The sequence below is a fragment of the Zunongwangia sp. L-65 genome (genome assembly GCF_056859415.1).
In genome coordinates this window covers 73,381-89,260 of record NZ_JBSXOK010000040.1, presented here as the reverse complement: position 1 = coordinate 89,260, position 15,880 = coordinate 73,381, and the positions used below count along the sequence as shown (strand labels likewise).

General features: G+C 38.1%; 12 protein-coding genes. 4 read left to right on the top strand and 8 right to left on the bottom strand.

Annotation, left to right across the window (positions count from 1 at the left end; translation table 11 throughout):
- Positions 1–50: 50 nt before the first annotated feature.
- Both bglX and AC13DP_RS04290 read left to right on the top strand, forming a co-directional pair.
- The gene (gene bglX, locus AC13DP_RS04295; protein ID WP_041579054.1) at positions 51–2,345 is read left to right on the top strand and encodes a beta-glucosidase BglX; all 2,295 of its coding nucleotides are present in this window, start codon (positions 51–53) and stop codon (positions 2,343–2,345) included.
- A gap of 1 nt (position 2,346) precedes the next feature.
- Entirely contained in the window at positions 2,347–3,111 is a 765-nt protein-coding gene (locus AC13DP_RS04290) for a glycoside hydrolase family 16 protein (RefSeq protein ID WP_347406244.1), read from the top strand.
- An 89-nt stretch (positions 3,112–3,200) separates the two neighbouring features.
- On the opposite strand, the gene AC13DP_RS04285 is transcribed toward AC13DP_RS04290, so the two are convergent.
- From AC13DP_RS04285 to AC13DP_RS04270, 4 genes are all read right to left on the bottom strand, one after another.
- Complete coding sequence (locus tag AC13DP_RS04285; protein WP_013073082.1) at positions 3,201–3,353, bottom strand: hypothetical protein; 153 nt, start codon at positions 3,351–3,353, stop codon at positions 3,201–3,203.
- Between the two features lie 26 nt (positions 3,354–3,379).
- Positions 3,380–3,700 (bottom strand): hypothetical protein, encoded by a 321-nt coding sequence (locus AC13DP_RS04280; RefSeq protein WP_013073081.1) that lies wholly within the window; start codon positions 3,698–3,700, stop codon positions 3,380–3,382.
- 125 nt (positions 3,701–3,825) lie between these two features.
- A complete protein-coding gene (locus AC13DP_RS04275; RefSeq protein WP_013073080.1) occupies positions 3,826–4,038 on the bottom strand; it encodes a hypothetical protein in 213 nt (70 codons plus the stop codon).
- 102 nt (positions 4,039–4,140) lie between these two features.
- Positions 4,141–5,376: a 3-deoxy-D-manno-octulosonic acid transferase gene (locus AC13DP_RS04270; protein ID WP_013073079.1), complete on the bottom strand. Its 1,236-nt coding sequence runs from the start codon at positions 5,374–5,376 to the stop codon at positions 4,141–4,143.
- Positions 5,377–5,471: 95 nt separating this feature from the next.
- Here AC13DP_RS04270 and AC13DP_RS04265 point away from each other — a divergent pair, with 95 nt between their 5' ends.
- Together AC13DP_RS04265 and AC13DP_RS04260 are read left to right on the top strand one after the other, a co-directional pair.
- Complete coding sequence (locus tag AC13DP_RS04265; protein ID WP_041579053.1) at positions 5,472–6,605, top strand: DegT/DnrJ/EryC1/StrS family aminotransferase; 1,134 nt, start codon at positions 5,472–5,474, stop codon at positions 6,603–6,605.
- 907 nt (positions 6,606–7,512) lie between these two features.
- The gene (locus AC13DP_RS04260; protein ID WP_483067352.1) at positions 7,513–8,847 is read left to right on the top strand and encodes a Gfo/Idh/MocA family protein; all 1,335 of its coding nucleotides are present in this window, start codon (positions 7,513–7,515) and stop codon (positions 8,845–8,847) included.
- Positions 8,848–9,191: 344 nt separating this feature from the next.
- Here AC13DP_RS04260 and AC13DP_RS04255 read toward each other — a convergent pair whose 3' ends face one another.
- The 4 genes from AC13DP_RS04255 to AC13DP_RS04240 all read right to left on the bottom strand — a co-directional run bounded on the left by AC13DP_RS04255 (position 9,192) and on the right by AC13DP_RS04240 (position 15,804).
- Positions 9,192–9,953: a hypothetical protein gene (locus AC13DP_RS04255; protein WP_347406245.1), complete on the bottom strand. Its 762-nt coding sequence runs from the start codon at positions 9,951–9,953 to the stop codon at positions 9,192–9,194.
- Between the two features lie 76 nt (positions 9,954–10,029).
- Complete coding sequence (locus AC13DP_RS04250) at positions 10,030–10,899, bottom strand: hypothetical protein (protein ID WP_013073074.1); 870 nt, start codon at positions 10,897–10,899, stop codon at positions 10,030–10,032.
- Between the two features lie 10 nt (positions 10,900–10,909).
- A complete protein-coding gene (locus AC13DP_RS04245; RefSeq protein ID WP_347406246.1) occupies positions 10,910–12,565 on the bottom strand; it encodes a SusD/RagB family nutrient-binding outer membrane lipoprotein in 1,656 nt (551 codons plus the stop codon).
- Positions 12,566–12,579: 14 nt separating this feature from the next.
- Positions 12,580–15,804 carry a SusC/RagA family TonB-linked outer membrane protein gene (locus tag AC13DP_RS04240; RefSeq protein ID WP_041579050.1) on the bottom strand — a complete coding sequence of 1,075 codons (3,225 nt, stop codon included), beginning with the start codon at positions 15,802–15,804 and terminating at the stop codon, positions 12,580–12,582.
- Positions 15,805–15,880 lie beyond the last annotated feature (76 nt).

The following is a 15,880-nucleotide window of genomic DNA, read 5'->3' as shown; positions in this document are numbered from 1 at the left end:
GCCTGGAGGTTAAGCTGTTCTTCCTCGTAGCCCCTTTTTAATTTTTGGATATGAAAAAAAGAGTAGCAATAATTGGAGTAGTTCTGTCACTGGGTTTCTTGGCATTCTCGACCTATGAAAAGCCAGGGTTTAAGAAAAGTGATCAGGATCCTCGAGATATCGAGCAGAAAATAGATTCGGTTTTAGCTTTAATGACCCTTGATGAGAAAATAGGGCAGATGGTGCAGTACAATGGTAGCTGGGATGTTACCGGTCCCGCGACTGGAACTGATAACGAAAAGAAACTCGAAAATCTTAAAAACGGACTGGTAGGATCGATGCTTAATGTGACCTCTGTAGAACATACTCGCCAGGCACAAAAGATCGTCATGGAAAATAGCCGACTCAAAATTCCGTTGATTTTTGGGTATGATGTAATTCATGGTTATCAAACCATGTTTCCTGTTCCGCTTGGTGAAAGTGCCAGCTGGGATTTAGAACTCATGGAAAAAACGGCAAGAGTTGCCGGTAGGGAAACTGCAGCGGCAGGTGTTCATTGGACATTTGCCCCAATGATGGATATTTCTCGCGATGCACGATGGGGCCGAATTATGGAAGGTGCCGGTGAAGATCCTTATCTAAACTCAAAAATAGCAGTAGCCCGAATTAAAGGCTTTCAGGGAAATGATCTTTCAGATCCTAAAACTATCGCGGCCTGTGCCAAGCACTTTGCCGGTTATGGTTTTGCTGAAGGAGGTAGAGATTATAACACGGTAAATATTGGTATTTATGAATTAAATAATACCATTTTACCACCGTTTAAAGCTGCCGCAGCTGCAGGGGTGGCTACATTTATGAACTCGTTTAACGAGATAGACGGTGTGCCGGCAACTGCAAGTACCTATTTACAACGAGATTTGCTAAAAGGCAAGTGGCATTGGGATGGATTTGTAGTATCAGATTGGGGATCGATAACCGAACTTATTCCGCATGGCGTTGCTAAAGATAAAAAAGCCGCTGCTGAATTAGCAGTAAAAGCCGGTAGCGACATGGATATGGAAGGTGGTGCTTACGAGTCGTCCTTAAAAGAACTGGTGGAAGAAGGTAAAGTTGCTGAAAAATTGATCGACGATGCCGTAAAAAGGATTCTTCGTGTAAAATTCAGATTAGGACTTTTTGATGATCCCTATAAGTATTGCGATGAAGCTTTCGAGAAATCTGAATTATACTCTGAAGCAAATCAGGAAGTGGCTTTGGAAGCCGGTAAAAAATCGATCGTACTTTTAAAGAATGAGAATGATATTTTACCCATTAAAAATTCTATTAAAAACATTGCGGTTATAGGGCCATTGGCAAACGATAAAGATTCGCCTTTAGGAAACTGGAGAGCGCATGCGGTAGAAAATTCTGCAGTTTCAGTCTTAGAAGGAATTAGAAATTATACGCCAAAAGGCGTGAAGATAACTTATGCTGAAGGGGCAAAACTTTCAACCGGAGATCGGTCTTTTTTAAATCCTATGACTTTTAATAAAGATGATAAAAGTGGTTTCGCCGAAGCTGAAAAATTAGCTAAACAGGCAGATTTAGTGGTATTAGTGGTTGGTGAAGATGCTTTTCAAACGGGCGAGGGGCGTAGCCAGACCAATATTGGTTTTGCCGGAGTGCAGGATGATTTGATTGAAACGGTTCAAAAAGCTAACAAAAACGTGGTGATGGTATTGATGAACGGCCGCCCTATGGATTTAAGTTGGAGTTCTAAAAATATTCCAGCCATTGTAGAATCCTGGTTTTTAGGTTCACAGCATGGGAATGCGGTTGCCGAAATTCTTTTTGGAAGGTATAATCCTTCCGGGAAGTTACCAGTATCTTTTCCTCAGAATTCAGGAATGGAACCTTTGTACTACAATCAAAAGAGTACCGGTAGACCAGAGGGTGGGGCGCAGGTGACTTATTCGCATTATACCGATTCTCCTAGAGAAGCATTGTATCCATTTGGATTCGGACTAAGCTTTACCGAATTTGAATATGGGGATATCGAGCTAAGTGCTGATTCCTTTTCAGAAGGCGAAAAAATAGAAGCATCAATTTCAGTAAAAAATACGGGTAATATGGTAGGAGAAGAAACCGTTCAGTTGTATTTACATGATCTGGTGGGAAGCATTACACGACCAAATCTGGAACTAAAAGCCTTTGAGAAAATTTCATTAAAACCAGGCGAACGTAAAGTGGTGAATTTTATAATCGATAAAGAAATGATCACATATTTTACTATTAATAAGAAATGGGAAGCTGAACCTGGGGATTTTGAAGTGATGATTGGTGGTAACTCTGTGGATCTTAAAAAGGCTAATTTTGAATTTAAATAATATGAAGAAAAGATTAGCGGTTTTAGCCCTTGTGTTATTGACCTTGCAGAGCTGTAAAGGACAAGAAAAAGAATTGATCTGGGAAGAAAATTTTGATGGAAATAGCTTAAATATGGATTATTGGAGCTATGAAAATGGTGACGGCTGCCCTGATATTTGTGGTTGGGGAAATAACGAGCGACAGCTTTATCGCCCTGAAAATCTTGAAATAAAAGATGGCTTGGCGGTTATTACCGCTGAAAAAGACGGCGATTCCTATTTTAGCTCTCGCATAAATACTAAAGATAAATTCGAGTTTCAGTATGGTATTATAGAAACCCGCGCTAAAGTTCCCGGGGGACACGGGATTTGGCCGGCAATCTGGATGTTAGGAGATAATATTGGAGAGGTAGGTTGGCCCGCTTCCGGAGAAATCGACATAATGGAATATGTTGGACGAATGAAAGATACCTTGCATACGACCTTGCATACCCCCGCAACTCATGGGGATCATGCCAGTACTACAGTGACGAAAATCGATAATGTAGAAGACGATTTTCATATATATAAGGTAGAATGGTCTAAACAAGAAATAGTTTATTATATCGATGGAGAAAAGGTATATACTTTTTCGCCAGAAATAAAAGATGATGAGCATTATCCTTTTCGCCATAAATTCTATTTTTTGCTAAATATGGCTATTGGAGGTAACTTTGGAGGACCTGATGTAGACGATAGTATTTTTCCTGCAAAATTCTATATTGATTATATCAAAGTCTATCAATAGAAATTAAGAAAAGAAACCAAAAAATAAGCCCTTTCAAAACGAAAGGGCTTATTTTTTGGCTAGTAATATGTTAATTGTACACTATTAATTTAATCTACAGCATCTTCTACAGCATCACCAACATCGTCAGCTGCATCCTCAACACTATCTGCGGCTTTTTCTACACCAGATTTTTCTTCTCGGCAGGAAGTTAAAACTAAAGTGGCCACAAAAGCTGCTAAAATAATTAGACCTTTTTTCATAAGTTATATTTTTTGTTTATTTATTTTTAATTATCGTCTGATCCATCGATTTCATCAGTCGCTTCGTCAATGGCATTTCCTGTTTCGTCTACTGCAGTATTCACAGCATCACCAGTTTCGTTTGCTGCATTTTCTACAGCGTCCCCAACGTCTTCCCCAGCTTCTTTTACATCATTTATTACACCGTTGTCATCATCATTGTAATCATCCATTTCGTCTTCCTGATCTTCAATCATACCATCATTAAGTTCGGTATCATCAGTTTTATCTTCAGTAGTTTCTCTACACGAATTCATCGTAAAAGAAATCGTTAAGAAAGAAGCTAATATTAAAAAATAACGTTTCATAGTTTTTGGTTTAGTGGTTTACAACAAAATTAAAATGAAATTGAACAGTCTATCCAAAAGTTGTTGTAAAATTTTAATAAAACTGTTTTAAAAATTTAATGTGTGGTGTTTTTATGTTAAATGCTTTAATTGTCGTCGCCGATCTTGTCGATCTCTTCATCGATCTGTTCGTTCACTTTTTTGTCTACTTTTTTAGCAGTACGTTCTAGGATACCCTCGTTTTCGGTTTTTTCTACTTCAACTTCTTTTACAACGGTTTTTTTAGGTTCTTCCCGACAAGAAAGTAATGAAGTTGCGCTTATTGCCAAAAATCCACCTAATAAAATTAATCGTTTCATATCTTTATGTATTGTTGAATAGGTCGAAATTACAACGAATAAGCTTTTAACGGTATTTTTTAAATGAATTTTAATAGAATTTCTTAATATCCAGCTAAAAAATTAATGATTTCTTTTTAAGTAGGATAATACACTTTGTGTAGCACCGGTATTGCTATTAATAAAGTGACCACTGATCATTCCGGTTTTGGAGCGGAATTGCTCGTCTTTGACCATTTTGGTCATGATTTTAAATAATTCTTCAGCAGAAGCTACTGAAAATAAGCCAGCTAGTTTTTCCAATTGTTTGGCTTCAGGAAACTTATCGAAGTTTTTACCAATAATTATCGGTAGCCCGAAAGTAGCCGGTTCCAGGATGTTATGAAGTCCGCTTTTTCCGGCAGCGCCACCAACATAAGCGATATCCGCATAGCTATATACCTTGGTTAGTAATCCGATAGTATCAATGATAAGTACCTGATATTGGTTAATTTTAGAATCTTTTTTTTCTGAAAATAATACGGTTTTCTTTACAATTTGAGCTTTTAAACGTTGAATTTTTTCATTCTTAATTTCATGGGGGGCGATGATAAATTTCACATCTTCTGAAGCGGTATTGATGTACTCTAATAACAGCGCGTCGTCTTCAGGCCACGTGCTTCCAGCAACAATACAGGTTTTTTGATCTTTAAATTGCGCAATAAAATCAAGCTGATTGTCATATTCTAATTGCCTGGCAACACGGTCAAAACGGGTGTCACCACTTACCGTAGTATTTGTAATATTAATTGTTTTTAAAAGCTCTTTCGAGGTTTCATTCTGAAGAAAAATATGTTCAAAAACCCGAAGCGCTTCTCTAAATAGACCACCATAGGGTTTAAAATAGATCTGATCTTTTCTAAATGCCCCTGAAATTAGAAACGTACGAATGTTCTGGATTTGTAATTCTTTTAAAAAGTTAGGCCAGATATCGTATTTGATAAAAAATGCTAGCTTTGGTTTAATGATTGATACAAAGCGTTTTGCATTTTTTGGCGTATCCAGCGGTAAATACACTATGGCATCAGCCAATGGGTGTTTTTTCTTATTCTCGTAACCCGAGGGCGAATAAAAACTTACTAAAATTTTATAAGTTGCATAATTTTCTTTTATGGCTTCCATTATAGGTACTGCCTGTTCGAATTCTCCTAAAGAAGCGGCATGGAACCAAACCCAATCTTCAGAAAAATCAATTTTCTCCAATTGCTTAAAAACCTTTTTTCTGCCTTCCACAAATAGTTTAAGTTTTGGATTAAACATGGCTGGTAAAGGAAGTGCAGCTTTGGCTACATAAGTGAGTAAATTATAAGTACCTCGCAAAACAAAGAATTTGGATTACAAAAGTAGGGGTTTCATTAAAAATGTATGGCAATAGCTGCTATATTTCGTAATTTTGACTCCACAAGAAAAAACAAATGAGAAAGATACAGATGGTTGACCTTAAAGGTCAATATGAAGGAATAAAAGATCAGATTAGTTCTTCTTTTGAGGAGGTGATTACCTCAACAGCTTTTATAAACGGACCTGAAGTTCAGAATTTTCAAAAAGAACTGGAAGAATATCTTGGCGTAAAACATGTGATCCCTTGCGGGAACGGTACAGATGCTTTGCAAATAGCTATGATGGGCTTGGGTCTAAAACCCGGTGACGAAGTCATTACAGCAGATTTCACCTTTGCCGCCACTGTAGAGGTTATTGCCCTTTTAGGTTTAACTCCTGTTCTTGTAGATGTAGAACCTGATACTTTTAATATCGATCCTGAAAAAGTTAAAGCCGCAATTACACCAAAAACCAAAGCGATTGTACCTGTACATTTGTTTGGGCAAACGGCAAATATGGATGAGATAATGGATATTGCGACGGCAAATAATCTTTTCGTTATAGAAGATAATGCGCAGGCAATAGGTGGAAATTATCATGATAAGACGGGAGTAAGCCATAAAACCGGAACTATTGGGCATATTGGAGCCACTTCTTTCTTTCCCTCTAAAAATTTAGGATGTTATGGTGATGGCGGCGCGATTTTTACCAATGATGATGAATTGGCACATACTATTCGCGGAGTAGTGAACCATGGAATGTACGAGCGATACCATCATGATGTTGTAGGTGTAAATTCAAGATTGGACAGTTTGCAGGCAGCGGTATTAAGAGCCAAATTACCAAAATTAGATTCCTATAATAATGCTAGAAGAAAAGCGGCAGATCTTTATGATGTTGCTTTTAAAGCTCAGGAGCATATAATTACGCCGCTTCGTGTAGGAAATGATGATACTCATGTATTTCATCAATACACATTAAAAATTACAAATGGCAAAAGAGATGCTTTAGTAAAGCATTTTCAGGAAAATAATATCCCATGTGGAGTGTATTATCCAATTCCGCTTCATAAACAAAAGGCCTATGCAGATGAGCGGTACAACGAAGCTGATTTTGAAGTTACCAATCAATTGGTAAAAGAAGTGATTTCTTTACCAATGCATACCGAATTAGATAAAGAGCAGATTGAATTTATCACAAAAACGTTGATAGCATTTGTGAATGCTTAATGGATATTAGAATTAAAGTGATGACAGCGGCATGAGATTTTTTAATTTTATGCCGCTTATTTATAAACAGCTGTTCAAATAATCAAAGTTAGTTGAGTTTTATCCACCTATTCAAGATTCAGTCGACTTTATTTGATGTAAACTTTTTGCTTTTTTTTGAATTTAAGGCTTCAAATTTCGGGAGATTTTTTGCCTAAAAACAAGAGCTGTTCAGTTTTGAGCAGCTCTTTTCGGCTAAATTACAAATTACCGAATTACCGATCAGTAATTTAATTTTATAATTTTTATTCCCATCCTGTTTCAATTACAGGATTTAGCTAATGCTAAAATACTAATTATTTTTAAAATTAATTATAATTAGTTAAATTAAGTTAAATACAGTTTATTGTTTAATTTTTTATTATAATTAATGAATTTAAATTATTTTTATGTTTGTTTTTTAAAATTTGTCATCTGATGAAATAAATTTGCCTGATTTAAACCCAACCAACCTCTGTAAAGGGAGAGACCCCCAGACTTCGAATTACTCCAAAGTGTAGTTTCGATTATTGTGTTATTTTTCGCAATAAACGGGTGACCAAAACAGTGTCGCGTATAAAACATTTATACGCTTATAGCGTATTCTGTTTACGTAGGCGAATAAAATGAAACGTAAAAATTATTGTATAGTTTCTTAATGTTTGCATTGCGCTAAACCACTACAGTTAGAATTGCTTAATTTCAGGGTTATTTTTTGAGTTATATAAATAGAAAAAGTAAAATCCGTTTCCTTGATTGTACCCAATTAATATTTGTTTTAGGTTTCGCGTCAGAGTTTAATTACAGACTTCCGGGACAATTACTAATTCTTTAAAAACGTTAGAGTAAAATTGACTATATTGTGAAAAATAGTTTTAAATCATACGTTATGAGTAAGCTTCCCAGACGAAAATTTTTGCAGCAAACTACTTTAGCTACTGCTGGTCTTAGCCTGTCAGGTTCTCTTTTGGCAAACCCGGTTTCTATTTTTGGAGCCAATGACCGGCTTAACTTTGGTTTAATAGGCTGTAACGGGATGGGATGGTCTAATATGCAGGCGCATTTAAAATTGCCTAACGTTACCTGCATTGCACTGGCAGATGTAGACCAGCGGGTGCTGGACCGCCGTACAGGTGAACTTAAAAAAATGACAGGAAAGGCTCCGAAACTGTATACCGATTATAGAAAAATGCTTGAGAATAAAGATATTGATGTGGTGATCATCGGTACGCCAGACCATTGGCACTGCCTCAATATGGTAGATGCCCTGCAGGCCGGTAAACACGTTTATGTAGAGAAACCTTTGGCTAACAGTATTGAAGAATGTAACGTGATGCTTAAAGCTGCCAATGCTTCAGACAAGTTGGTGCAGGTAGGACAGTGGCAGCGTAGCGGGCAGCAATATGACGAGGCGATTAAGTACGTACAATCGGGTAAACTTGGACAAATAAGACTCGTGAAATGCTGGGCCTATCAGGGATGGATGAATCCTGTTCCCGAAAAACCCAATACGACTCCGCCTCCCGGAGTAGATTATGCGATGTGGCTAGGTCCTGCTCCCAAACGTCCGTTTAATGAAAACCGCTTCCATTTCAATTTTCGTTGGTTTTGGGATTATGCAGGGGGCTTGATGACCGATTGGGGGGTGCACGAACTCGACATAGCACTGTTTGCGATGGGAGCTAAAGCACCCAAATCTATTTTAGCTTCTGGCGGAAAGCTTGCCTACCCTGATGATGCTTCCGAAACACCGGATACCCTTCAAACCGTGTATGAATTTGATAATTATAACCTTCTCTGGGAACACGCTACCGGGATTGACGGTGGTCCCTATGGCCGTACCGAAGGCATTGCCTTTATCGGCAATAACGGAACACTGATAGTTAACCGTGGTGGATGGGAAGTCCTCCCCGAAGGCGAGCGTGTAGAAGGTGAGTGGAAAAACAAAATAGACCGGGTAGAACTCACTAAACCCGAAGGTAATGCGCTTGATAAACACGCTAAAAACTTTGTAACTGCTATACGCAACAACGATAAAAGCGCACTGGCATGCGGGGTAGAAACAGGGAGTGTAGCCGCGATTACCGCACATATGGGTAATATCGCTTATAAAACCGGTAAAAAAATCTATTGGGAGGCCACCAGCGGTTCTTTTAAAGATTCAGAGGCTGATGCTCTGGTAAGCGCCCGTTACCATAACGGATGGGAATTGCCAAAAGTGTAACTTCAGGAGTGTTTAATTTATGGTCTTGTACTTTTACATCATCTCGAATAGGTAAACTGCCCTTCTTAGTCTGAGAATCTTAGATTATTATATAATTCCTGTGAAATAGACATGACCGGGACGATCAACCGCTATTCCATTTGATTTTCTTCCATAAAAGTCGTTTTGAAATGGCGGTTCATAATCTTAAATCTTAACATTACTTCCAAAAACTTTCTTTATTTTCTTTACCAATGCATACAGAATTATATAAAGAGTAGGTTGGAATTTATCATGAAAACTCTTGTGAGCATAAAGTTTAAGTCATTAGCCCTTATCAGATTGTTCAATTTTATAACTTTTATTTATAAAATGCTGTTCAAATAATCGAAAATTAGTTTAATCTCATTTTCATCTTTAAAATTCAGTCCGTTTTCTTTGATGTAGGCTTTTAATTTTTTCTGAATTTCAGGCTTCAAATTCTGGAGAAATTTTTTATAATTTGACGGTAAAGGATATAAGGGTCCTTGTGGCATAGAAGTAAAATAATAACTAGTGAAATGCGAAAATCGATGAGGAACTTCTTTTACCATCGAACTTGTTGCAGTGTGACCCTCAGAAAATTTTGCATGTATAGCTTTATAAATAGTATAAGTGGCAGAGTCATTTAGAGTATAAATAAATCCCCTTTTAATGTCGCCTTTTTTTGAGCGATACTTTTTAAAGCAAATTGCCTTACCATCTTCAAGAACTAGCTTTATACCTGGATCTCTGATTAATGCTTTAGGTTGTTCGTTAGGAAGCATACTTTTCTTTAATTCAATTTCGTCATTTAAAATATTGTGACGAATATAAAAATGCTCCTGTAATTCTTCTTTATAAAATAAAGTTGCGATTTGGTAATTTTCTTTTAAATAAGGCGATCCTATGGTTTTAAGATTTGATTTATAGGTTATTTTATCATCCAAAAGGTCATGCATAATCGTATTAAGAATAGGTTGACTTCCTGTGCCGCCGTCTGTTATCGACTTGAAGTTGTCTGGTTTAGGCGTAGTTACCTGTGCGGTAACTGATAAAGTAATAGCAAGTAGGAAACATACTAAACAACTTATATTTGTTTTTTTCATAATGAAATATTTTAAGAAGAAAAGGCTGCCTTAATTATTACAGACAGCCTTAAAGCTAAAACAAATAGGTATTAAATTAATCTGGACATATACTAAGCGGTATTTCCCCTACGCCTGGACTTGGTCCCTGCTCAGAAGCTATTTCTCCATTGGGAGCGTAAATTTGGAACGTAACTTCACCATCCCAATCTCCTGAGTTAAATACAAAAGATAATTCTTCTGTATCTTCAGGAACACTTATAGAAAAAGAACCGGATGAGCCAGAATCTAAGGTATAGGATTCAGCAACACCATCGATGGTAACCACTATAGAGGCGCCATTCCAGCCATCCCCGTAACTATCCTGTAGATCTATACTATAGGTGCCGGGAATAGGAGTAATCGGCGTACAGTTTACTCCAACATAATAAATAAGCGGTGACCTAAAGAATGAACTATTGGATACCGTCCCCCCATAATCGGTGTTGGTATATGATCTTCCATCGGTTAAATTTAAAACCATACGATAGATAAAGCGATCGCCTCCGCTGTAATCGCTATCAGAAATTCCAACTGCACTGGCAGCTTCAGCTAAAGATCTTTCAAATTGAATTACAGGCAAACCATTATCTCCGGTAGTAAAATCTGATGCCGGAATGTTTACCAATAAAACTTCGCTAACACTTTTATCCATAGCATCTTCCTGATTGTCCTCAAAAGAGATATATATGTCTACAGATGCTAATAAATTTCCCATTTCTTCATCTTGTTCTTCCAACATTATCGAAAAGAGAGAGGAGGGGTCAAAAGCATTGTAAGAAGTACTTATGGTTTGTGTTGTTCTTAATATTGCCCCGTAAACAGTATCCTGAAATACCTTGTCTACAGTATTGTCTTTTTCCGTACAACCAAGTAACAGAAAGAAGGCAAAAAACGGAATGATATATTTTGTATAATGTTTCATCATAGTTTTTTATTTAGTTCGACTCAGGAAAAGAAGGAGAGGCCGGATTGGTATCCCAGAAGACTGTAGTGGTAACTTCCTGTTTTTGCGAAATAGACGAGTTGTTATTTACTAAATTGGCAGGATACCTAAAGGATCTTATAAAACCTCCCGGGTTTGGTTCTCTATTAGGTTGTAAAGTGGTTGGATAGCCAGTTCTTCGATAGAAATTATAGTTCAAAATACCATTTCCAAAACAAGAAATCCAAAATTCTTCGGCAAGTAGATTCCATTTTTCTTCTGTATCTGCTTCTATGAAGGCTGTTTCAATTCCAGATAAAAAACTATTCACTTGTTCTTCAGATGGAGCAAGGCTTAAATCTGCGTCTTCATCTAGAGCACCAAAAGAACGTACTTTAGTTATAGACTTTGCTGTACCACTTACAACAAATTCTTGAGCGGCAGCAACATCTCCTTCTACCATTGCCATTTCAGCTCTCATAAAATCTACCCAGGATGCAAGCATTAATGGAGTTATACCGGCGCCGGCAGCTCCGGCACCTTGAGACACCGGTGCAAATCTACTGTCGTCAAACATTCCGCCTGCAGGATAAATTCCGTAGGTTGTTCTTAAGAAACCGTCTCCTGGAGTGCCATCATCATCGCCATGATCTCTGCCCCAGTAACCATTTGGTAAACTACAGAAGGTGAATCCGCCATCGATATAATGTTGTGGAGCATTTTCCATAGAGCAGGTTAGTGTTTGCTCATTGGGCTCTATTTCTTCCCCAGGTACAGCATTTACCTGCCGGTAAAAATAATACCGGATCCTTGGATCACCATCTTCTAACATAGTTCCCATCAACCAATTAGATAGGTAGCTTCCAGCTCCTGTAGGTCTGTAATTACCTGCATATTTTCCATTTCTTGTATCTGGTTGGTTTTCGTTAGTTCCATAATTAAACTGAAAATCTTCATCAGTACTGGTGATGAAATCTCCTGAGGCAACAATTTGATTAAAGCTGCTTAAAGCCGAGTTGTCTACTAACCGGGTTTGGAGATAGATTTTCATTTTTAAGGTATTCGCGAGTTTTATCCAGTTTTCATAGTTCCCATTGTAAAATGGATCGTATTCAGGCTCAAGTGCGGCTTCCTTATTAAAGTTGGTAATAGCAGTATCGATTAACTGCGCTGCAGCACTATAAACAGCAGCACCATTGTCTAAGTTAGGATTGAAGTTTCCTTCGTCGGCCATCAAGGCTTCAGAGTAAGGAATATCGCCAAAAAAATCTACAAGAGTAATTAAAACATTAGCAGAGAGTAGTTGAGCAATTGCTATGTGGTGAAATTGTTCGTTTTCCTGCGCAATTGGGGTCATAGCTTCTACATCTGCTAAAATCTGCCTGTAGGCCAGATCCCATTCATCATCAAAAGATGTAGGGGCATAGGCATTTAAATAATTCCGACTTCCTAAATATTCTATTCTTGTTACCTGTGCACCATAGTTTCCAAAATTTTGCATAAGACTTACATATGATCTTTCAATAGCATTTAGGTAGAAATCTACATTTGCCTGTTCGGGCGTCAGGGAGTTAGGGTCCTCGGTTAAATCCATGTCGGTCGTTTCGCAGGAGTAAAAGCAAAGTCCTGACAGAACGATCAATCCGAATATTTTACGTATACTTTTCATATTGTTTTTAGTTTTTAGAATGAAGCGGTGATACTAATTCCGTATCTCTTCGAACTAGGTCCGCTTAAAAAATCAAATCCCTGTCCATTTCCTACTCCTAACGCGGCAACATTGGGATCGAAGTTTATACCATCTGGGGTATTGTAAGCATCATACCAAAGATTATAGCCAGACACTTTTAGTGATAGAGATCCAAAAGGAGTTTTTTCTAAAAATGATTTGGGTAAGGAGTAGCCCAGTGATACTTCCTGGAGTCTTATCACAGAGCCATCGTAAATTTGCAGCTCGTCTGGTCCAAATAAAATGTTACTAAAATAATACTGGGAATTGTTGATCTGGATTGTGTTAGGCTCTCCAGTGTCCTGATTTATCCCTGGTAAAATAAAGGGATTAATACGGTTATCAGTATCTGTAGTGAGGCCTCGACCTAGTAAAGTTGCGATGGTTTGACTGTAAATATCGCCGCCTGATACATGAGTAAACAGTACATTAAGGCTAAAATTTTTGAACGAAATATTACTACTTACATTTAAGGTATAATCTGGGTTTGGATCACCAATTTCAAATTGTCCCGCTTCTACCACGTAATCTCCCTGACTGTTTGTAATAAAATTCCCGTTATCGTCTCTTAATATTCGAGATCCAACTATAGTTCCTAATGGTTTACCTGCAATGGCAGCATTCCCCAGATTAGAGAAACCGGCATAAACAATAATATCTGTGTCCTGTCCAAGATCTTTCACTGTTGGTTCTATAGTGCTAAAATTTGCATTAATCCTCCAGTTGAAAGCACCCTCATCTGAATTTTTAAAAATGTCCAATCCTGCTTCAATCTCTAATCCCTCCACATTAATTTCACCAATATTTGTTCTAACACTCGTATAACCGGTAGAGGCATCTAGACTGCGATTAACCAGGAGGTTTTTGGTAATTCGATTAAAGTAAGAAGCATTTAAGGTAAAGCGGTTTTTAAACCAATTGGACTCCACACCGAACTCGATTTCTGTCATTGTTTCTGGCTCTAGATCGGGATTTCCCAGAACACTGTTGGTAGTATTACTTACAACCAGGTTACCAGAATCGTCCAGCCATCTTTGGGTATCTAGGGATAATCGATTTGCAATAGGATATCCAGATGGGAAGTTCGCCGAAGTTCCAAAACCTGCTCTTAGTTTTAAAAAGCCTAGAGCATCGCTGCTAAGTCCTGAGAATGCCGAGGTGGGTAAAAAAGAAGCACTAACCCCTGGATAGAAAATAGACCTATTCTCCTTAGCAAGGTTCGAAACCCAATCGTTCCTGCCGTTTATGGTTAGATATAAAAATCGATTATAATCTAGTTCTACCTGTCCATAAAGCCCAGCTATATTTCTTTCTTCAGAATATTGAATTTCATCTTGTAACATAAAGTTAAAATGACGCAATACATCAAAGACTTGCTGGTTAGAGCTGCTAACTCCCTGGCGATCGTAAATTGTTCTTCTGGTTGTTGCTCCAATGTTAAAGTTTAATCCAATTTTTTCGGAAAGGTCATACATCCCGTTTAAGGTAAGATTGTGATCCCAAATGGTGTTAGCATTGTTCCAGGTGTCGTAAAAACCACTTCTTATTCTGGTGTTCGAGGTAGATCCGCCTCTATTTTGATAACTGGAGTTACCTTCATTATAAAGGTCGATACCCAGTCGATAAGTAAGATTTAAGTTATCTGTAAAGTTATAAGTAATTCCTGCACTTCCATAGACTCTATTGGTAAGCTGCTGTGAGCTAGCATTATAAACTGTCCATAAAGGATGCTGTATGTCGTTAGCCTGGCGGTAATAAACACTCCCCCCAGTTAACGGGTTTTGATAAGGTAATCCCATGAGATCTACGTTTCTAGGAGTAAAGAAGACGTTAGAAAAAACCGAGGATCCACCACCTCCAAAAACGGTATTACCATCACCTGCGGAAACAGGTGGAGATTTAAAATCTGTTTGCGAAAAGTTCAAAGTTCCATCGATAATAAAATTATTAGCTAGCTCTGCTTTTCCTCCTATCCCCAGGTTGTTACGTACTACTTTATTTTCGGGCGTGAAGCCTTCATCTTCTAAATGACCACCACTTAAATTGTAGGTGACTTTACCGTCGTTAGAAGAACCGGAGAAGTTAATACTGGTATTCGAAACAACGCCCGTTCTAAAGAATTCTTCTACACTGTTATACGGCTGCCATGGGTATGGTGTATCTGCGAATTCTGGGAATGCCTGAGGAATACCTGTTCCCGAACTTGCGGTAGAATAGGGGTGGGGTAAATAGCCGTTTTCGTCTATAGCCGAATCAGAACCCCAACCGGCAACACCATCTTTTTCAAAGCTTGGTCCCCAGTTACTATAAAACCAACCAAAGGCCTGGTCAAAGCCACCGCCGTAGCTCATGGTGTAATCTGGAATAGAAGCCACTTCGTTAAAAAATATCGATGAGGTTACCGTAACCTCATGTTTTTTACGACTGGCAGCACCACTGCCGTTTTTGGTGGTAATTAGAATTACTCCATTTCTACCCTGGGTCCCGTAAAGTGTAGAAGCAGCAAGTCCTTTCAAGACGTTTACGCTTTCGATATTGTTTGGATCCAGATCAAAAAACCTGCTACCTCCACTGTTGCCCTGAACAAAATCGCCCTGCGCATTGGTGTCACTACTAAAAGGAACCCCGTCTACAATGAACAGGGGTTGGTTACTACCGCTAAACGAACTTAATCCTCTAATGATGATGTTGGTTCCTGAGCCTGAAATACCACTTTGTTGTGTAATCTGTACTCCCGAAGCCTTCCCGCTTAAAAGCCGGCCAACATCGCCTTCAGCTCTGGATTCTAAATCTTCACTACTTACTTCGGATACGGCATATCCCAATGATTTTTTCTCTCTGGAAATCCCAAATGCTGTTACAACGACCTCATCTAGCTGGGCCTGGTCGGCTTCCATTATTACATCAATAGTATTAACATCTGCAACAGTGTATTCTGCTGTTTTTAGTCCTACAAAAGAAAAAACGATGACATCGCCTTTTTGTGCCTGAATTGAATAGTTTCCATCAAAGTCGGATTGGATTCCACTTGAGGTTCCTTTAATCCTGACGTTTACTCCAGGTAAAGGCATACCCTGGTCGTCTGTAATTGTCCCTGAAATTGTTCTATCCTGAGCAAACATGCTACAAAAGGAGAATAAAAACAATAAGGTCCAAAAGCCTTGTAGTTTTCTTGTCATAATATAGTTTTTGAATTAGTATGTTAACAAATATGAAAAAACACTAATTAAAAACCAAATTAATAATTATAAATAG